At 40.7% G+C, this 18,175-nt stretch carries 19 protein-coding genes and 1 pseudogene; 11 read left to right on the forward strand and 9 right to left on the reverse strand.

Annotated elements, in window-relative coordinates:
- Positions 1-17: 17 nt before the first annotated feature.
- From BK139_RS02100 to arcA, 4 genes are all read right to left on the reverse strand, one after another.
- Positions 18-872, reverse strand: a complete 855-nt coding sequence (locus BK139_RS02100; RefSeq protein WP_076256625.1) for a DegV family protein — start codon at positions 870-872, stop codon at positions 18-20.
- A 270-nt stretch (positions 873-1,142) separates the two neighbouring features.
- Positions 1,143-2,696 (reverse strand): ABC-F family ATP-binding cassette domain-containing protein, encoded by a 1,554-nt coding sequence (locus BK139_RS02105; protein WP_076256316.1) that lies wholly within the window; start codon positions 2,694-2,696, stop codon positions 1,143-1,145.
- Positions 2,697-2,904: 208 nt separating this feature from the next.
- Positions 2,905-4,362, reverse strand: a complete 1,458-nt coding sequence (gene katA, locus BK139_RS02110) for a catalase KatA (RefSeq protein WP_076256317.1) — start codon at positions 4,360-4,362, stop codon at positions 2,905-2,907.
- Positions 4,363-4,654: 292 nt separating this feature from the next.
- On the reverse strand, positions 4,655-5,890 hold the full coding sequence (arcA, locus tag BK139_RS02115) for an arginine deiminase (protein ID WP_076256319.1): 1,236 nt from the start codon (positions 5,888-5,890) through the stop codon (positions 4,655-4,657).
- 353 nt (positions 5,891-6,243) lie between these two features.
- Here arcA and BK139_RS02120 point away from each other — a divergent pair, with 353 nt between their 5' ends.
- Positions 6,244-7,434: a glycine C-acetyltransferase gene (locus tag BK139_RS02120; protein WP_076256320.1), complete on the forward strand. Its 1,191-nt coding sequence runs from the start codon at positions 6,244-6,246 to the stop codon at positions 7,432-7,434.
- Positions 7,435-7,490: 56 nt separating this feature from the next.
- Entirely contained in the window at positions 7,491-8,435 is a 945-nt protein-coding gene (locus BK139_RS02125) for an L-threonine 3-dehydrogenase (RefSeq protein ID WP_076256322.1), read from the forward strand.
- A 34-nt stretch (positions 8,436-8,469) separates the two neighbouring features.
- On the opposite strand, the gene BK139_RS02130 is transcribed toward BK139_RS02125, so the two are convergent.
- Entirely contained in the window at positions 8,470-9,213 is a 744-nt protein-coding gene (locus BK139_RS02130) for an arylamine N-acetyltransferase family protein (protein ID WP_076256324.1), read from the reverse strand.
- A gap of 330 nt (positions 9,214-9,543) precedes the next feature.
- Between BK139_RS02130 and BK139_RS24530 the strand changes: the two are divergent.
- Positions 9,544-9,726 (forward strand): annotated as a pseudogene (locus BK139_RS24530) (Rdx family protein); the annotation flags it as partial.
- A gap of 86 nt (positions 9,727-9,812) precedes the next feature.
- On the opposite strand, the gene BK139_RS02140 reads toward BK139_RS24530, so the two are convergent.
- The gene (locus BK139_RS02140) at positions 9,813-10,214 is read right to left on the reverse strand and encodes an Hsp20/alpha crystallin family protein (protein ID WP_076256326.1); all 402 of its coding nucleotides are present in this window, start codon (positions 10,212-10,214) and stop codon (positions 9,813-9,815) included.
- 92 nt (positions 10,215-10,306) lie between these two features.
- On the opposite strand from BK139_RS02140, the gene selA reads away from it, so the two are divergent.
- Positions 10,307-11,704, forward strand: coding sequence for an L-seryl-tRNA(Sec) selenium transferase (gene selA / locus BK139_RS02145; RefSeq protein ID WP_076256328.1), 1,398 nt, complete (start codon positions 10,307-10,309; stop codon positions 11,702-11,704).
- A gap of 44 nt (positions 11,705-11,748) precedes the next feature.
- On the opposite strand, the gene BK139_RS02150 is transcribed toward selA, so the two are convergent.
- Both BK139_RS02150 and BK139_RS02155 read right to left on the reverse strand, forming a co-directional pair.
- A complete protein-coding gene (locus tag BK139_RS02150) occupies positions 11,749-11,895 on the reverse strand; it encodes a small acid-soluble spore protein P (protein WP_076256329.1) in 147 nt (48 codons plus the stop codon).
- Positions 11,892-12,071 carry a hypothetical protein gene (locus BK139_RS02155; RefSeq protein ID WP_076256331.1) on the reverse strand — a complete coding sequence of 60 codons (180 nt, stop codon included), beginning with the start codon at positions 12,069-12,071 and terminating at the stop codon, positions 11,892-11,894. The genes BK139_RS02150 and BK139_RS02155 overlap by 4 nt, the downstream gene beginning before the upstream one ends.
- Before the next feature lie 86 nt (positions 12,072-12,157).
- Between BK139_RS02155 and BK139_RS02160 the strand changes: the two genes are divergently transcribed.
- Positions 12,158-12,415: a hypothetical protein gene (locus BK139_RS02160; RefSeq protein WP_076256332.1), complete on the forward strand. Its 258-nt coding sequence runs from the start codon at positions 12,158-12,160 to the stop codon at positions 12,413-12,415.
- Between the two features lie 358 nt (positions 12,416-12,773).
- Here BK139_RS02160 and sspO read toward each other — a convergent pair whose 3' ends face one another.
- Positions 12,774-12,923, reverse strand: coding sequence for a small acid-soluble spore protein O (gene sspO, locus BK139_RS02165; protein WP_061790826.1), 150 nt, complete (start codon positions 12,921-12,923; stop codon positions 12,774-12,776).
- A gap of 353 nt (positions 12,924-13,276) precedes the next feature.
- On the opposite strand from sspO, the gene acnA reads away from it, so the two are divergent.
- The 6 genes from acnA (at position 13,277) to tlp (ending at position 18,055) form a co-directional block, all read left to right on the forward strand.
- The gene (gene acnA / locus BK139_RS02170; protein WP_076256334.1) at positions 13,277-15,985 is read left to right on the forward strand and encodes an aconitate hydratase AcnA; all 2,709 of its coding nucleotides are present in this window, start codon (positions 13,277-13,279) and stop codon (positions 15,983-15,985) included.
- 99 nt (positions 15,986-16,084) lie between these two features.
- Positions 16,085-16,501 (forward strand): hypothetical protein, encoded by a 417-nt coding sequence (locus BK139_RS02175; protein ID WP_076256336.1) that lies wholly within the window; start codon positions 16,085-16,087, stop codon positions 16,499-16,501.
- 55 nt (positions 16,502-16,556) lie between these two features.
- Complete coding sequence (locus BK139_RS02180; protein WP_076256338.1) at positions 16,557-17,078, forward strand: peroxiredoxin family protein; 522 nt, start codon at positions 16,557-16,559, stop codon at positions 17,076-17,078.
- Positions 17,079-17,310: 232 nt separating this feature from the next.
- Entirely contained in the window at positions 17,311-17,442 is a 132-nt protein-coding gene (locus BK139_RS02185) for an FbpB family small basic protein (protein ID WP_175609044.1), read from the forward strand.
- 61 nt (positions 17,443-17,503) lie between these two features.
- Entirely contained in the window at positions 17,504-17,647 is a 144-nt protein-coding gene (locus BK139_RS02190; RefSeq protein WP_035332449.1) for an acid-soluble spore protein N, read from the forward strand.
- Between the two features lie 156 nt (positions 17,648-17,803).
- Positions 17,804-18,055 carry a small acid-soluble spore protein Tlp gene (gene tlp, locus BK139_RS02195; RefSeq protein ID WP_076256340.1) on the forward strand — a complete coding sequence of 84 codons (252 nt, stop codon included), beginning with the start codon at positions 17,804-17,806 and terminating at the stop codon, positions 18,053-18,055.
- Positions 18,056-18,175: the final 120 nt, after the last annotated feature.

Here is an 18,175-nt window from a genome sequence, read left to right on the forward strand (position 1 = left end):
TTTTGGAGAGTGCTTTTTTAACTTTCGTTTTGCCATATAATGGCCAGTGTTCCCTCACCGGCATGGGCAGCGATCGTTGAACTTATATCACCAATGAAAATATCAAGCCGCGGAAAATGAAACTGTATTTCTTCGGCCAGTTCCTCTGCTTTGGCAGGCACATTCCCATGCATGATTTGAACCTGGGGGATTGTGTGGTTTTCATATGAATTCCCTAGCAATTCTATCATTCTCTTATTTGCTTTTTTTTCTGAACGGACTTTATCAAACAGTTCAAACTCCCCGTCCCGGTTAATGCGGATAATTGGCTTTATTTTTAATATGCTTCCCAGCAGGTATTGTGTGCCAGACATTCTGCCGCCTTTATAAAATTGCTCAAGGCTTCCAAGCAATATATAATTATCGGATTTATCGGTCTCATTTTGCAGGATATCAGCAATTTTATGAGCCGGCATATCATTTTCAGCAAGCTTTAATCCTTTATTGATCAATGATGTAATGGCATATGACATACATTTAGAATCTACTGCAAAAACAGGGAACTCAGCCAGCTCTGCTCCGGTCAAACAGCTATTTAGCGTGCCGCTAAGCTTGCTGGATACATGGACAGCAACTGCAGCATCATATTCCGGCTTCAAAGATTCAAATAGTTCGGCAAATTTTCCGGCAGAGGGCTGCGAAGTTTTTGGAACTTCTTTTTCATTCCGAATCCGGCTATACAGCTGATCTGTATTTAAATCAATACCATCTTCATAGGATTCCTCACCGAATGTAATGGTTAGAGGAACCACATAAACGTCAGGATGTTCCAGCAGCTCCTTAGTAACATAGGCTGTGCTGTCTGTTATCCAGGCAATTTTCTTTTTTGTCATGAATGTTTTAAGTCCTTTGTCAATTATTTTGGTATAAATTGAACCGCTTCCATTATTGAAAACTCCCCTCATTATACATGAATAGGCCATTACCTGTATTGCTTTTTAGTAATCCATTTATAGGAAGTATCCTGAGTAGGTTGTTAGAACGTTTATATGAAGCACTTGAAGGCAAATAAGAATCTTTTGTGAACAATGTTTGAACCTGATAAAAAGGGGGCCTGAAAGGAGAAAAAATCCCCTGCGTGGCAGGGGAATCATTAATCTTTATTAAAAAACTTTCGTAGTCCAATCCTCACAATTCCAAATATCGGTCGCAATTTCACGATAGAAATCAGGTTCGTGGGATACCATTAGGATACTTCCGCGATATGCCTTTAAAGCACGTTTTAATTCTTCTTTTGCATCCACATCCAAGTGATTGGTAGGTTCGTCCAGAATTAATAAATTCGTTTCTGTGTTTAAAATTTTACATAATCGAACTTTGGCTTTTTCGCCACCGGAAAGGACTTCGACTTTACTTTCAATATGTTTCGTCGTTAACCCGCATTTTGCAAGAGCAGCACGAACTTCAGCCTGATTCATACTTGGGAACTCGCTCCAGATCTCTTCAATACAAGTGTTGTAGTTTGACTGTTTAACTTCCTGCTCGAAGTAACCGATGTGTTGATACTCACCGCGTTCCACTTTTCCCGAAATGGGATTAATCAAGCCAAGAATACTTTTTAAAAGAGTAGACTTACCAATACCATTAGCACCCACGAATGCGATTTTTTGTCCGCGTTCCATTTTCAAATTCAGAGGGCGGGAAAGTGGTTCATTGTAACCAATAACAAGATCTTCAGTCGTGAAAATCCAGCGGCTGGCTGCACGAGCTTCTTTGAAAATAAACTCTGGTTTCGGCTTCTCTCTTCCCAATTCAATAATTTCCATTTTGTCTAGCTTCTTTTGACGGGACATCGCCATATTACGAGTCGCAACACTTGCCTTGTTGCGTGCAACAAAATCCTTTAAATCAGCAATTTCCTGTTGTTGACGCTTGTATGCAGACTCCAGCTGCTGCTTTTTCATTTCATATACTTTTAAGAAGTTATCATAGTCACCAACATAGCGATTCAATTCCTGGTTTTCCATGTGATAGATCAAGTTAACAACACTGTTCAGGAATGGAATATCATGTGAAATCAAGATAAATGCATTCTCATATTCCTGTAAATAGCGCTTCAGCCATTCGATATGCTGTTCATCCAAATAGTTTGTAGGCTCGTCCAGTAACAGGATTTCAGGCTTTTCCAGCAAAAGCTTAGCCAGCAAAACTTTGGTACGCTGCCCACCGCTAAGATCATCTATATCCCGGTCAAGTCCAACTTCGTCTAATCCCAGACCACGGGCAACTTCCTCAACTTTTGAATTAATTTGATAGAAATCATTACTATCTAACGTTTCTTGCAGCTCTCCAACTTCTGCGAGTAATGCATCGATATCGGCACCTTCATCACCCATTTTTGCATAAAGTTCATTAATCTCTGTTTCAGCATCAAAAAGATATTGGAAAGCAGTACTCAAAGCCTCACGCATCGTAGTGCCTTTTTTAAGTACAGCATGCTGATCTAAGTAACCAACACGAACTTTTCGTGACCACTCAACTTTCCCTTCGTCAGGCTGCAGCTTTCCGGTTACAATATTCATGAAAGTAGACTTACCCTCACCATTTGCCCCAACCAGTCCAACGTGTTCACCTTTTAAAAGGCGAAAAGAAACATCATTAAAAATCGCACGGTCACCGAAACCGTGACTTAAATTTTGTACGTTTAATACACTCATTTTTTTACCCCTTCTCTACTATTCCATGTGGATATCTTACTAGATTTAGACTTTTTTTTCTATCTAAAGTTATTTCCTGCTCGATTATTGGATAAATTGAAGCCGCGGCAGTAATGGTGGGGGATCCGTAAATAGGGGATCATACTAACACTTCACCACGAAAAAAGGTGCCAAGTAACTTATGGCACCTTTCACTATTTTTAGTGGTTTACTTTACTCCCTGCGGCACTGCCAGACCAAGGCCTTTAGCAATACGTGTACCATAATCAGGATCCGCTTTAAAGAAATGCTGAATTTGGCGAAGTTTAATTTCTTCTTTTTCTACAGGCTTCATGGCAGCAACAATGTTTGCTACAAGACGGGAGCGTTCCTCTTCACTCATTAAGCGGTATAGATCACCGGCTTGTGTGTAGTGGTCATTATGGTCATACGCAACGCTTTCAGCTAAACCGGAGACAGGGTATGCAGCCTGTTTGTGCTCGTGTACTTCAGTTGGTCCCCCAAAGCTGTTCGGCTCGTAATATACAGATCCTCCGCCATTGTTGTCAAAGCGCATCTGACCGTCACGCTGATAGTTTTGCACTTCGTTTTTAGGGCGGTTGATTGGCAGCATCTGATGGTTTGCACCTACACGGTAACGGTGGGCATCATGGTAGGCAAACAGGCGGCCCTGGAGCATTTTATCAGGTGACACATCAATGCCAGGCACTAGAGTTCCGGGAGAGAAGGTAGCCTGCTCAACTTCAGCAAAGTAGTTTTCCGGGTTTCTATTGAGAACCATACGTCCTACTTCGATTAATGGGTAGTCTTTTTGTGACCACACCTTCGTGACATCGAATGGGTCGAAACGGTAAGTATTTGCATCCTCAAGCGGCATGATTTGCACGCAAAGCTTCCAGGAAGGATAGTCTCCATTCTCAATTGCATTGAATAAGTCCTCTGTATGATAATCAGGATTTTCGCCTGCCATTTTAGCTGCAGCTTCTACACTGAGGTTTTTAACACCTTGCTCTGTTTTAAAGTGATATTTCACCCAGACACCTTCGCCTTTATCATTTACCCACTTGAAGGTATGACTTCCAAATCCATGCATATGTCTTAGTGTTGCAGGAATTCCCCGGTCAGACATTAAGATGGTTACCTGGTGCAGCGACTCAGGAGATAAGGACCAGAAGTCCCAGACGGCAGTCGGATTTTTCAAATGTGTCTTAGGATCACGCTTTTGTGTATGAATGAAGTCAGGGAACTTGATGGCATCCCGTATAAAGAATACAGGCGTATTGTTTCCGACAAGATCGTAGTTTCCTTCTTCTGTATAGAACTTAACAGCAAAGCCGCGCGGGTCACGGACTGTATCTGCAGAACCAAGTTCGCCGGCTACAGTTGAAAAGCGGATGAATAAAGGCGTTCTTTTGCCTACTTCAGATAGAAAAGCTGCTTTTGTATATTTAGTGAGGTCATTTGTAACTTCAAAATAGCCATGTGCACCGGCACCTTTTGCATGAACAACACGCTCAGGTACACGCTCTCTGTTAAAATGGGCGAGCTTTTCCAGCAAGTGTACATCCTGAATTAATGTTGGCCCTCTTGAGCCGGCAGTCATTGAATTTTGGTTATCGCCAACTGGCGCGCCCCAGCTTGTCGTAAGATTATTCTTTTTTGTCATTCTATAATCACCTCATAAAAGTTTAATAACTTGCTTATATTTGCAATGATAACACTTCTCAAAGTAAAATCAATACTTTTTTATAATAATTATAATTAAATATAAATTATTAATAACGACATCTTATCAAAATACGGGTAATTGCTTGTTTGAAAAGGGCATTAGTATATTTATATTTTCGTTTTTTCCTGACAGAACTGGTTTTTTCGAAGGAGGGACACAGAAGGGGAGGATCTCTGAAATAAAATAGTAATCATAAAAAAATCGGGCGGTTTGGCAACCGCCCGATTTATTAGCTAATATTCTCTCTTATGATCGGCATGCTCATGCATCTTGGGCCGCCGCGGCCTCTTGAAAGTTCCGAGCTGAGAATTTCAATAACTTCAACTCCATTTTGCCGGAGGATGTCGTTTGAAACATAGTTTCTGTCATAAGTGACAACTACGCCGGGAGCAATGGCGAGTGTATTTGAGCCATCGTTCCACTGTTCGCGTGCCGATGCAATCGGGCAGCCTCCTCCGCAGGGGATTAACACTAATTCATTAAGATGAAGTACTTCTTTTAATGTTTCTTTGAGCGAGTTTTTCTCTGTAATCTTTAGAGTATCAGAATTATTCTCCTGTTCCAGTATGTAAATCTTCATACTGCCATCTCTATCTTCAATAGCAGGGTGGTAGGTGAATTTATCATGATCAATCATAGTGAAAACGGTATCCAGGTGCATGAATGCGCGGATTTTAGGGATTTCAACTGCCACAACCTTTTTAATGGCATCCTGACGGGAGAATAACTCTCGTGCAAGTTTTTCAATTCCTTGTGCAGAGGTTCTTGCACTGACGCCAATGGCAACCACTTCATCACTTAAAATCAGTTCATCTCCGCCTTCAAGAGAGTAGAGATCATCACGCTTAAAGTAAGCAGGGATCTCATGTTTATTAAAACGCGGATGATGTTTCATGATGCAGTCCATAAAAATGGATTCCCTTCTCCTTGCAGGCTCATGCATTCGATTAATCGTAATGCCTTCACCGATTACCGCAGCTGGATCTCGCGTAAAATAGAGGTTAGGCATAGGATCGAGATAAAAAGGATAATGATCCGGCATCATTTCATGAAGATGAATTTTCTTATCCTGATCAATATCCGACTTAACGACACCAGCCATCACTTTCTTAACCAGTTCATCGGGAGGAAGAGATAAGAGATACTCTTTCACTGTATCGTAGGAACCGTTGATATTAGATTGACTTTCCCATAAGACCTTTTCAATAAAAGCCAGTCTTGCCTCGTCCTGCTGTATGGCTTCTGTCATCAATTTATCGAGATATAAGACCTCAATTCCCCGGTTGCTTAAAATATTGGCGAAATAATCATGTTCTTTTTGAATGGCAGGCAGAAATGGAATGTCATCGAATAAAAGTCTTTTCAAATATTGAGGCGTAAGATTTTCGATCTCCTTACCCGGCCTATGCAGAAGGACCGTCTTTAATTCTCCTATTTCCGAAGTTACATTTAGCGGATGTTTCATTATAATAAATACCTCCAAAGGCTTAATGGCCTGACCTATTGTTCTATGTTTGATTGGTTCCCTGTGTAATCATAGAGTAAACAGATCAATTATGTGTATATTTATTCAATTAAGCTAAATAGGCAGGTAAATTTTTTCGTGATAATAGGGAAAACTGTATATAAGGAAATCTCAAAGAATCTCTGATAGAAAATCTGTCCTTCATAAGTGTACAAAATGAAAAATTGTGTTAAAGTATAAAGTGAAAAAACCTTTACATAGCTAAGTTTGTTTAATGAAATAATGTCCGCTCTAAAAATACAGTTGTATATGAGTTGGCGACATTCAATAAAAATGTACTGGGGGATACTGATATGACCAGCAAAATTTTAGATGCTTTTTTACAGGAAAACCTGGAGGATTTAAAGGATAGAGGACTTTACAACGTAATCGACCCACTTGAAAGCCCGAATGGTCCAATAATCAAAATCAACGGCAGAGAACTAATTAATCTTTCATCCAATAACTATTTAGGTTTGGCTACTGATGAAAGACTAAAAAAGTCCGCAATCGAAGCAATTGAAAAATTTGGTGTTGGCGCAGGTGCAGTCCGCACGATCAATGGAACGCTTGAGCTTCACACGAAGCTTGAAGAAAAGCTGGCTGAGTTCAAGCATACAGAAGCAGCTATCGCATACCAGTCCGGATTTAATTGTAATATGGCTGCTATTTCTGCTGTTATGGATAAAAATGATGCCATTTTGTCTGATGAATTAAACCATGCTTCCATCATAGATGGCTGCCGCTTATCCAAAGCCAAGATTATTCGCGTAAATCATTCTGATATGGAAGATTTAAGAGCAAAAGCGAAGGAAGCGAAAGAATCAGGACAGTACAACAAGATCATGGTTATTACTGACGGAGTATTCTCGATGGATGGGGATATCGCCAAGCTTCCTGAGATCGTGGAAATCGCGGAAGAGTTCGATCTGATCACATATGTGGATGATGCACACGGTTCAGGTGTTCTTGGAAAGGGAGCAGGCACTGTTAAGCACTTCGGCCTTTCGGATAAAATCGATTTCCAGATCGGCACACTTTCAAAGGCGATTGGTGTTGTTGGCGGATATGTGGCCGGCAAGAAGGATTTGATTGATTGGCTGAAAGTACGAAGCAGACCATTCCTATTCTCTACTTCTTTAACACCTGCAGATGTAGCAGCAAGTACGAAAGCTATTGAGCTGCTCATGGAAAGCACGGAGCTGAATGAAAAGCTATGGGAAAATGCCAACTACCTTAAAGACGGGCTGCAAAAATTAGGCTTTGATATTGGCGACAGTGAAACACCGATTACTCCTTGTATTGTTGGAGATGAAGTAAAAACACAGGAATTCAGCAAAAAGCTCAATGAAGAAGGCGTTTATGCAAAATCAATCGTCTTCCCGACTGTCCCTAGGGGAACGGGACGTGTCAGAAACATGCCATCTGCAGCACATACGAAAGAAATGCTGGATCAGGCAATTGCGATTTATGAAAAAGTCGGCAAGGAAATGGGAATTATTTAAGTTCGACTATAAATGGCTTCAAAATTAAGGCAAAGAGGAAACGTTGGAGGAATAAAATGAAACGGATTATGATTACAGGAGCTTTAGGCCAAATCGGCTCTGAACTAACCTTGAAATTAAGAGAAATTTATGGAACGGACAATGTTATCGCAACAGACATCAGAAAAAATGACTCTGAGGCTGCTAATTCAGGGCCATTTGAAATGGTTGACGTTACCGATGCAAAATCAATGCTGGATACAGCAAAGAAATACAATGTAGATACAGTTATTCATATGGCTGCTCTATTATCAGCTACAGCTGAGGCTAACCCTGTATTTGCATGGAATTTAAATATGGGCGGGCTTATGAATGCACTTGAAACAGCAAGAGAGTGCAATGCACAATTCTTTACGCCAAGCTCTATTGGTGCATTTGGCCCTTCTACGCCTAAAGACAACACTCCACAGGATACTATTCACCGCCCAACTACAATGTATGGCGTGAATAAGGTTGCGGGCGAATTGCTGTCAGATTACTACTATTACAAGTTTGGTGTGGATACTCGAGGTTTGAGGTTCCCTGGTTTAATCTCCTATGTAACTCCTCCAGGGGGCGGTACGACTGATTACGCTGTTGAGATCTATTATGAAGCCATTAAAAATGGCCGCTATACATCCTACATCGACAAAGGCACATATATGGATATGATGTATATGCCGGATGCGCTGAATGCCATCGTTGATTTAATGGAAGCTGATGCAGATAAACTCATCCACCGCAACTCCTTTAATGTAACAGCGATGAGTTTTGAACCTGAACAGATTGCGGCTGAAATCAGAAAGCATATCCCGGGATTTGAAATTTCCTATGAAGTGGATCCTGTGCGCCAGGGAATTGCAGACAGCTGGCCAAACTCGATTGATGCTTCTGCAGCAAAAGAAGAGTGGGGATTCAAAGCAGATTTTGATTTAGCAAAAATGACTGCTGATATGCTTGATAAATTAAGAACAAAATTATAATCAAATTAAAAGGGACGCCGCTGGGCTGTCCCTTTTACAATTTTATTTTGAATTGCCCGAGAAGAAATTCTCTTTTTTGCTCCTCGGTTAGTTCGAATTTATTTTTCCCCGATTCTTCGGACTTGGTGACAGTTAATCCTGAAATTGTAATACGGCCATTCTTTGTAGCGATAGTGGCCAGATCGTCATGTGTAAAATGGGATTCGGGTGAGGTCTGATTAAATAAACAGGCATCATGAAAGTCGCCAAGCTGCACCGGCTTATCAGAAAAACGGTATAGAATTTTCCATTTGTCATCTTCAAGCCGCTGAAGATCAAATTTTTTTCCAGCTGTCGCTTTTATCCTGTATGTTCCGCTGACATCGGTTTTTTCCTCACCGGTTAAAGGCAGAGGCCGCCTGACGGAATCACCAAACCCTACATCAACCAAATAAGGAACTTGGTGCAAGTAAATCAGTATAGCTGCATGAGAATCTTCTCTGGCCCATCCATCAGGCTTTTTAACGGTGCAGGAAATAAGATGTGATTGAAATCCCAGTTCTGACAGGAGAAGCTGAAACAGACCGTTTAATTCATAGCAAAAGCCTCCCCGGCCCCGTTCCAGTATTTTCTCGGAAAACAAATCTGTGTCCAGCCTTATGGGGATTTTTCGTGTCACATCCAGGTTTTCAAATGGAATATTGAGCATATGCCCGCTTTGCAGTTCTGTCAGATATTCCAGATCAAGATTACGGTCAGCGGAAACTTTAATTCGCTGCAGGTATTTTTGTGCATCCATCAAATCACTCCATAAATTTTTTTGCTTTCTATTTTGAAGGAAAAACAAATCGATTTGCAGTAATAAAATAGTTATACTAGAATGTCATTATATTTAATTTTATCGCAGTCTAACGGACACTAACACCCCCACTTCAAGACTCAGAAGAATCAAAAGAGGATAAGTGGGGGTCAAACTGCCCGTAAGGCCCGATTGGTTCAACTAACAATCAGTGAGGGAAACGAACACCCCCCACTGAATGAAGTTTCACTTTAACAAATTATACACGGGGGTTAAAATATGACTTATGAAGTAAAAGTTGAATTTTGCATGATGTGAAACTACGCACCTAAAGCCGCGAGTTTCGCGGAAGAGCTATTTACTCATTTTCGTTCTGATATTTCAAAAATGGAGCTGGTCCCAAGCAAGGGCGGAGCTTTTGAAGTAACAGTTAATGGAGAAAAGCTTTATTCTAAGCTGGATACAGGCGTTTTTCCTAAAACCAGAGAAATCATCGAAAAAATGCAAAAATAAAACGGTAAAAAACCTTCTCCGGGCGGAGAAGGTTTTTTGCTGATCTATGTAAACAAAGGGTATAAGGCAACCTCTAGCTCAGTTTATCAATCGATGATTATCTCTCTATTGCATCCCGGTCCCGCTTCATTTTTATTGATAAAAATCTCTAATATCTCATTTGCAAACTCTGCACTAACCATTTTATTTACAACTGAGAAAGGCAGTTTCACTTTTCGCATGCATGGATGACCGCGCCGAATTGTTTCTGTGTCATCTATTTTAGCAGCTTTGATGATTACGCTGTCTTCTTTTAAGGAAACGGTTACATCTTTTGATGCACATCCCGTTAAAAGCGCCTCAACGATAATCTGCGCTTCCGTATCGTATAAGTCGATGCGGAATGTCATCTGATCCAAATAAGAAGAAAGCGGGTCCAGGTAATAATCCTCCATCCATTTTTCCAATTCACTCATATTAAACGGATGGAAATCTTCCTTTTTGTTCAACTTCAAAACCCCCTTGTTTCATTCTATAGTATTCATTTCATGCAAATTAGTGAAAAATGATATAATAACGGGGCAAATGCTGGAGGGATATTATGAAGAGTACAGTCAGAAATATTTTGCCGGTGCATGAACTGCAAAAAGACCGGCGTTTTACTAATTTAATGAACCAGTATGGACTTGACTTTATACATACAACCAACATGCTGAAAGAGGTAATTTCTGATATAAGGAATACTATTCTTGCCGGGAATTGGACCGGTGAGGAGCCCGGTACGGAGAAGTTTACGGACCTAATTTTTCAAAAAGCAGAAGAGGTTATCACTGTTCGGTATGGATATACACTTAAAAGGGTTATTAATGCTACTGGCACTATTCTTCACACTAATCTTGGCCGGGCACGGTTAAGCAAGTCTGCAGCGGATCATGTGCTTGAAGCTGCCATGAACTATTCCAATTTGGAATATAACCTGGGTGAAGGCGAACGGGGATCCAGGCATAGTCACCTGGAAAATCTGGTCAAAGAACTGACAGGTGCAGAAGCAGCCATGGCAGTCAATAATAACGCTGCTGCCGTTTATTTCATTTTAAGAGCTCTTGCGGAAGAAAAAGAAGTAATCGTTTCCCGTGGACAGCTAGTTGAAATCGGAGGCTCCTTCAGGGTATCAAGCATAATGGAAGAGAGCGGGGCAAAGCTCGTTGAAGTGGGAACAACAAATAAAACCCACCTGGAAGATTATAAAAAAGTGATAAATGAAGATACAGCTATGATTATGAAGGTGCACACGAGCAATTTTAAAATTATCGGATTTACGAAAGAAGTCGGCACCGGGGAACTTGCCCGCCTATCAAAAGAAAAAAACCTCCTATTTTATGAAGATCTGGGAAGCGGTGCACTTTTTGATTTTAAAAGCAAAGGAATCGGAAATGAACCAGCAGTAAGCGATGTTTTAAAAATGGGGGCAGATATCGTTTCTTTCAGCGGAGATAAGCTTTTGGGCGGTCCTCAGGCAGGAATTATTGCCGGAAGAAAGGATTTAATCGAAAAGCTGAAAAAACATCAGCTTGCCCGGGTTCTCCGGGTAGATAAAATGACCATTGCTGCTCTCGAAGGCACGCTAATTGATTACTTAAAAGGCGAAGAGGGTCTGAAAAATATTCCTGTGGTCCATGATGTTTTGATGACCAGTGATGAACTCAAAGTGAGGACGTCCCAATTTCTTAACAGATTACAAGCCGCCGGGAACGATTATGTATGCTCAATGAGACAAAGTACAGGGCAGGTTGGGGGAGGCACGATGCCTGAGGTAGAGCTTCCATCCTGGATTGCTGTTTTAAAGCACCGTCAATATTCAGCAGATCATATCGGCCGCCAGTTAAGGATTAATTCTTCCATAATAGTCAGGATTCAAAAGGAAGAAATTCTGATTGATCTTAGGACAGTAACAGCTGAAGAAGAGGACACCATAATAAATGCTTTAATTGCTGTTTAAAGAAAAAGCAGCTGCCTGATGATGAGGCAGCTGCTTCTTTACATTCACATATCGTGGTGTGAATTATGTTTTTGTCTGGTGTGGTTACGGTTTTTTACTTTCTTAGAGCCGCTTAATGGTTCAGGCTGTCCATCATTATTATGTCCTTTAGGTGCATTCCTGCGCATGTCTTTGCCATTGTTTTTGTTCAATTGAAGCCCTCCTCGGATAATAGGATGTTTCTTCCGCTCCAAACAGCTGATATGCCGGCTGCCGTCTTAATGGCTGACGGGTAGAAAAGATACAAGGTGATATTCACCTTCATCTCATGTGTTAGTTTGTCTCTTTTCATTGAAAAATTGCCTTGCAAAATGTGGCTGAATGTCAAGATTTCCTCCTGATTGATTTCGCGGAATATTTTATGATGCTATTGCACAATTTAATGGTACAAATTTTATTAGGAGTGAAATAAGCATGCCATATCATAAAGATAAACAGCAGGCATTTCAGGCTGCACAGCAGGGAATGGAAGATGCACAGGAGCTCTACGCTGAAATTGTAAGAGATTCTGCCAGTTATGGACATCAGCTAAAACATCTAAAGCAGGAAGTAAATGAAGCATACGCTCAAATTGAAAATGCCCTGGAGGTTGCTTCTGACCATCAGCGTGCACAGCTGGAGAGATTCCAGCAGGATTTAAGATCCATGGTTGATGATGTAAACCAGTACTAGGAATTTACCCGGCTGCAGTACAGCCGGGTATTATCATTTATCGCAGTCTAAAGGGCAGTAAGACCCCCACTTCAAGACTCAAAGGAAGATAAGTGGGGTCAAACTGCCCGTAAAGGCCCGAAAGAAGGACAAAGACTAAGAACGCCACGTCCTCCCAAAAGCTGCCGCTTTCGGTCGTGCGATGTATCGCTGCCGTAGCTTTCCTTGTCCTGTGGCAACGTCTTTGTGACCCACTTCCTCCCAAAAGCTGACGCATTTGGTCGTGCGATGTTCATGCTTACGAAGCCTTCCTTGTCCTGTGGGCCGCAACTAACAATCAGCGGGGAGAAAAGCACTCCCCACTGTTTGAAGTTTCACTTTATTGATTCTTCTTGCGCTTTTTATTATTTTGCTTTTGCGCTTCTGTTAATGGTTCATTCGCATATTCCTCATTATACCCTGCGCCCATGCCCTGGCCTTTTGCGGCGTTCATACCCTCAATAATATGATTAGACTTTCTTTTAGCCATAGTCACTCACCTCCCTGGTACTATTTTTCCTTGGATAATGTCAATTTATGTTGTTTTTTGGACTGGCGGATTCCCTTTTTCGTTTTTGCAGAATAATAACCAGGCAAGGCAGGGTATTTTTCTCTAATTGAAAAACACTATCAATTACGGCATTTAAAAGGCTTAATGGAGTAAATGAGAAATTATGATAAGAAAAACTTATCAAAAACAATAACTTTCTTGTTATTTACTTATATAGCAGGTTGTATTAATATAGGAATTGTGAGAAAAGTAAGGATGGATGAAAATTCAAACTTTTCGACAATTACCTAACACTTGGTATATGATGTTTATTGAAAGAGGGGGTAATACATTTGGCAAAGAACGATGTGTTCAATTCCCGCAAATCCTTTGATCTGGACGGGAAGCGCTATCATTACTATCATTTAGGTGCTCTGGAAGAAGCTGGGGTAGGTAATGTTTCTAAATTGCCTTATTCAATTAAGGTATTATTGGAATCAGTACTTCGTCAATATGACGGCCGTGTAATTACAAAAGAGCATGTTGAAAACCTGGCAAAATGGGGAACTTCTGAAGTAAAAGAAGTAGATGTTCCTTTCAAACCATCACGTGTAATTCTGCAGGACTTCACAGGAGTTCCGGCAGTAGTTGACCTTGCTTCATTGCGTAAGGCAATGGCTGACATGGGTGGGGATCCTGATAAAATTAATCCTGAGAAGCCAGTAGATCTGGTTATTGACCACTCTGTACAGGTAGATAAGTATGGAACACCTGATTCACTTGAAGCCAACATGGAGCTCGAATTCGAACGAAATGCAGAGCGTTACCAGTTCTTGAGCTGGGCACAAAAAGCATTTGACAATTATCGTGCAGTTCCGCCTGCAACAGGTATTGTTCACCAGGTAAACCTTGAGTTCCTTGCGAATGTTGTTCATGCGCTTGAGACAACGGAAGGCGATTATGAAACTTTCCCTGATACTCTTGTAGGTACTGACTCCCATACAACCATGATCAACGGTATCGGCGTTCTTGGATGGGGTGTAGGAGGTATTGAAGCTGAAGCAGGCATGCTGGGACAGCCTTCATATTTCCCAGTTCCTGAAGTTGTAGGGGTTAAGCTTACTGGCGAACTTCCTAACGGAACTACTGCTACTGACCTTGCATTAAAGGTAACACAAGTACTGCGTAGCCAGGGAGTGGTTGGCAAATTTGTAGAATTCTTCGGCCCTGGTGTTACACAGCTTCCATTGGCTGACCGCGCTACAATTGCTAATATGGCTCCAGAATACGGTGCAACTTGCGGTTTCTTCCCTGTTGATGCAGAAGCCCTTGATTACATGCGCCTGACTGGACGTCCTGAAGAGCAAATCAAGATTGTTGAAAAATACTGCAAAGAAAATGGAATGTTCTTCGATCCATCTCTAGAGCCGGTATACACAAATGTAGTTGAAATCAATCTTTCCGAAATTGAAGCGAACCTTTCAGGTCCTAAGCGTCCGCAGGATTTAATTCCGCTTTCAGCAATGAAAAAAGAGTTCAATGACGCAATCACTGCTCCACAGGGCAACCAGGGCTTTGGCTTGGATAAGAAAGAAATCAACAAAGAAGTCACTGTTGAATTTGCAAATGGCGATTCAACTAAGATGAAAACAGGTGCTGTTGCCATTGCAGCAATCACTAGCTGTACAAATACTTCAAACCCTTACGTTTTAGTTGGTGCAGGTTTAGTGGCGAAAAAAGCAGTTGAACTTGGAATGGAAGTTCCTAAGTTCGTAAAAACTTCTTTGGCTCCGGGATCTAAGGTTGTTACTGGATACCTGCGTGATTCAGGACTTCTTCCATACATGGAACAGCTTGGATTCAACCTTGTTGGCTATGGCTGTACAACATGTATCGGTAACTCCGGTCCATTAAGAGAAGAAATCGAAAAGGCTGTAGCCGAAAGCGATCTTCTTGTAACTTCTGTTCTTTCCGGTAACCGTAACTTTGAAGGACGTATCCATCCGCTTGTAAAAGCTAACTACCTGGCTTCTCCGCCATTAGTTGTTGCTTATGCACTAGCTGGTACGGTAGATATTGATCTTCAAAACGAGCCAATCGGAAAAGACAAGAATGGCAATGATGTCTTCTTTAATGATATCTGGCCTTCAACTGCTGAAGTTAATGAAGTGGTTAAACAGACTGTTACACCTGAATTGTTCCGTAAAGAATATGAGCATGTATTTGACGACAATGCTCGCTGGAATCAAATTCAAACTAGCAATGAGCCTTTATATTCATTTGATGATAATTCAACATATATCCAGAATCCTCCGTTCTTCGAAGGCTTAACTCCTAATGCTGATGAAGTTAAACCTTTATCAGGATTGCGTGTTGTCGGCAAGTTCGGTGATTCTGTAACAACTGACCATATTTCTCCGGCAGGTGCGATCGGCAAAGATACGCCAGCAGGAAAATATCTTCGCGAGAACGGTGTTGAACCACGTGACTTTAACTCTTATGGATCTCGACGCGGTAACCATGAGGTAATGATGCGCGGTACATTTGCAAACATCCGTATCCGCAACCAAATTGCGCCAGGCACAGAAGGCGGATTCACAACTTACTGGCCAACTGGTGAAGTTACATCTATCTATGATGCTTGCATGAAGTATAAAGAAGATGGAACTGGCCTTGTTGTTCTTGCCGGCAAAGACTATGGAATGGGATCTTCCCGTGATTGGGCTGCCAAAGGTACGAACCTGCTTGGAATTAAAACAGTTATTGCTGAAAGCTATGAGCGTATCCACCGTTCTAACCTTGTTCTAATGGGAGTTCTTCCACTTCAGTTCAAGGAAGGCGAAAGTGCAGAAACTCTTGGCTTATCAGGAAAAGAAACGATCGATGTTCAAGTCGATGAAAATGTTAGACCACGTGACTTTGTTAAGGTTACAGCTACAGATGAAAACGGCAACCAGACTACATTCGAAGTTCTTGTCCGTTTCGACTCTGAAGTTGAGATCGATTACTACCGTCATGGCGGAATCCTGCAAATGGTTCTTCGTGATAAATTGGCTAACTAATTTTGACTCGCCGCTATGTGTTTGCTCACATAGCGGTTTATTTATTTACAAAAACGGGTTGAGGTATCTTGAATGTATCTGTAATTTGGAGGGCTGACATTGGGTGCTTTTATGATTGGACCATTATTAGTGAAATACGAATGGGTTTTAGTCCTGCTTTCAGGTATTGTTTCTTATTTCACTATTGTACAAGTCTTAAGAGACAGCGGGGATTATAAAAAAGTTTTTCTGAATGTCATCTTGAATTCCGTTCTTATTGGCTTTTTTACTTATAAGTTCAGTTCAATCCTTTTCCAAACAGGAAATATTCTAAGCAGCCCGATCGCGTTTTTATATTTTACCGGAGGAAGAAAAGGAATTATTTTAGGGGCTTTTTTGGCTCTAATCTATTTAATACTGGCAATTAAGAAAGACAACTATCCGCTTAAAAAATGGATTCATGGGATTGTTTACGGATCTGTCACATTTATGCTGTCTTATTGGCTGTTCAGAACCTTATTAATTTTGCTTTTCTAGGTTAAAATACAATCAAGGAAGCAAAAAGGCTTGAATAGCCGGGAGGGAAAACAGCATGTTCAAAAAAATGTTTGCAGCTTCTGTGTTATTAATCATTATTACCGCGGTTTTTGCAGTGCAGGCTTTTGAAAAAGGTGATGTCAAAAGTCAGCCCGTTAATCAGACAGGATTAGGAATAGGCTTGAAAGCCCCTGATTTCGAATTGAAAAACCTGCAAGGGGAAACAGTCAAGCTCTCAGATTACAAAGGCAAAAAAGTCATGCTAAACTTTTGGGCAACCTGGTGTCCTCCTTGTAAAGCTGAAATGCCTGATATTCAAAAATTCTATACTCAGAAGGGAAATAATGTTGCTATATTGGCGGTGAACATCGATCCTCAATCTGATGTTGCAGGTTTTGCTGAAGAAATGAAAGTGAACTTTCCGATTTTACTTGATGTGGATGAAAAAGCTTCTAATGCCTATCAAATAATAACAATTCCAACCACATTTTTTATTGATGAAGAAGGAATTATTCGGAATAAATATTTAAGTGCGATGTCTGTTGAGCTTATGAATCAGTATATAGATGAAATGTAAAAAAAACATTTGCATAAGCAGATGTTTTTTTATAGGTTTATGCTGTAAAAAAAAGGGAAAAATTAAATAGCGTTAATGTTTTCTGAATATTTTATCAATAATTCCGAACAATATATACTCTTTTCACGTAGTCTGGGTATATGCGGATTAAATTTTCGAAAAGTTGTAATAATTTAACGGTTTTCTGGAGATAATGATTGTTACAATGTTATTAAAGGAAGGTGAAAGATTTATGAGAAAGCCTAGAAAACGCTCCTTTGCTGAATTAGTACTAGAAAATAAACGCCAGCTGCTTAAAGATCATGATGCTATGGAAAAAATTGAAGAGCGCCTCGAGCTTAAACGTCTGAACAAGGCTGAATAGAATTACTTGCCAATCATGAAACCCTTCTCAAATGCACAAACTTTAAATGAGGAGGGATATAATGAGTAATCCAAAAAGACACCCTAATCATTTCAATCCGAACCATATTGGTACACAATCACGCGGATTTGGCGGCAACAAAGGCAAGAAGATGCAGGACAAATCCGGACAGCATGCTCAAGTGATACAGACTAAAGGCGAATAATTGATAGTAGTACCTGCCATTTTTATAGGGCAGGTTCTTTTGTTTCTGAACATTTCTGGTATATCAGGCAAGCAACCCACACTTTTCCGCCAATATTTTTCTTGTTCTTTCACAAACTAAATTTGTACCAACACCTAACAAAGGGAGGAACATACCATGGCACATAACAGACCTAACCCGGATGACCGCAGCGATAACGTTGAAAAGCTTCAATCCATGATCGTTCATACGATTGAGAATATGGACGAAGCAGAAGAATCAATGAAGTATGCCAATGCAGAAGATCTTGCCAGAATTGAAGCTAAAAATGAACGCCGACGGGAAAGTCTTGACTCTTTCCGTTCAGAAATAAAGGATGAATATCAGGCACAGCAAAACGGCAATAGCATCGAGAACAATAATTATTGATACCTTCAAGACCTAATCGAATATGATTAGGTCTTTTCCTATGGAGATAAGGAGCGCATCCTTATAGATAATTATTGAAATATGGTAAGATAAGTTGAGGAAACTAAGAAGAAGAAGTGA

Source organism: Paenibacillus sp. FSL R5-0490 (assembly GCF_001956215.1).
Taxonomy (GTDB): domain Bacteria; phylum Bacillota; class Bacilli; order Bacillales; family Cytobacillaceae; genus Cytobacillus.

Coding starts and splice junctions, on each gene's coding strand:
- BK139_RS02100 (WP_076256625.1), bottom strand. CDS start 872: ATGACAAAAAAGAAAATTGCCTGGATAACAGACAGCACAGCCTATGTT.
- BK139_RS02105 (WP_076256316.1), bottom strand. CDS start 2,696: ATGAGTGTATTAAACGTACAAAATTTAAGTCACGGTTTCGGTGACCGT.
- katA (WP_076256317.1), bottom strand. CDS start 4,362: ATGACAAAAAAGAATAATCTTACGACAAGCTGGGGCGCGCCAGTTGGC.
- arcA (WP_076256319.1), bottom strand. CDS start 5,890: ATGAAACATCCGCTAAATGTAACTTCGGAAATAGGAGAATTAAAGACG.
- BK139_RS02120 (WP_076256320.1), top strand. CDS start 6,244: ATGACCAGCAAAATTTTAGATGCTTTTTTACAGGAAAACCTGGAGGAT.
- BK139_RS02125 (WP_076256322.1), top strand. CDS start 7,491: ATGAAACGGATTATGATTACAGGAGCTTTAGGCCAAATCGGCTCTGAA.
- BK139_RS02130 (WP_076256324.1), bottom strand. CDS start 9,213: ATGGATGCACAAAAATACCTGCAGCGAATTAAAGTTTCCGCTGACCGT.
- selA (WP_076256328.1), top strand. CDS start 10,307: ATGAAGAGTACAGTCAGAAATATTTTGCCGGTGCATGAACTGCAAAAA.
- BK139_RS02160 (WP_076256332.1), top strand. CDS start 12,158: ATGCCATATCATAAAGATAAACAGCAGGCATTTCAGGCTGCACAGCAG.
- sspO (WP_061790826.1), bottom strand. CDS start 12,923: ATGGCTAAAAGAAAGTCTAATCATATTATTGAGGGTATGAACGCCGCA.
- BK139_RS02180 (WP_076256338.1), top strand. CDS start 16,557: ATGTTCAAAAAAATGTTTGCAGCTTCTGTGTTATTAATCATTATTACC.
- BK139_RS02185 (WP_175609044.1), top strand. CDS start 17,311: ATGAGAAAGCCTAGAAAACGCTCCTTTGCTGAATTAGTACTAGAAAAT.
- BK139_RS02190 (WP_035332449.1), top strand. CDS start 17,504: ATGAGTAATCCAAAAAGACACCCTAATCATTTCAATCCGAACCATATT.
- tlp (WP_076256340.1), top strand. CDS start 17,804: ATGGCACATAACAGACCTAACCCGGATGACCGCAGCGATAACGTTGAA.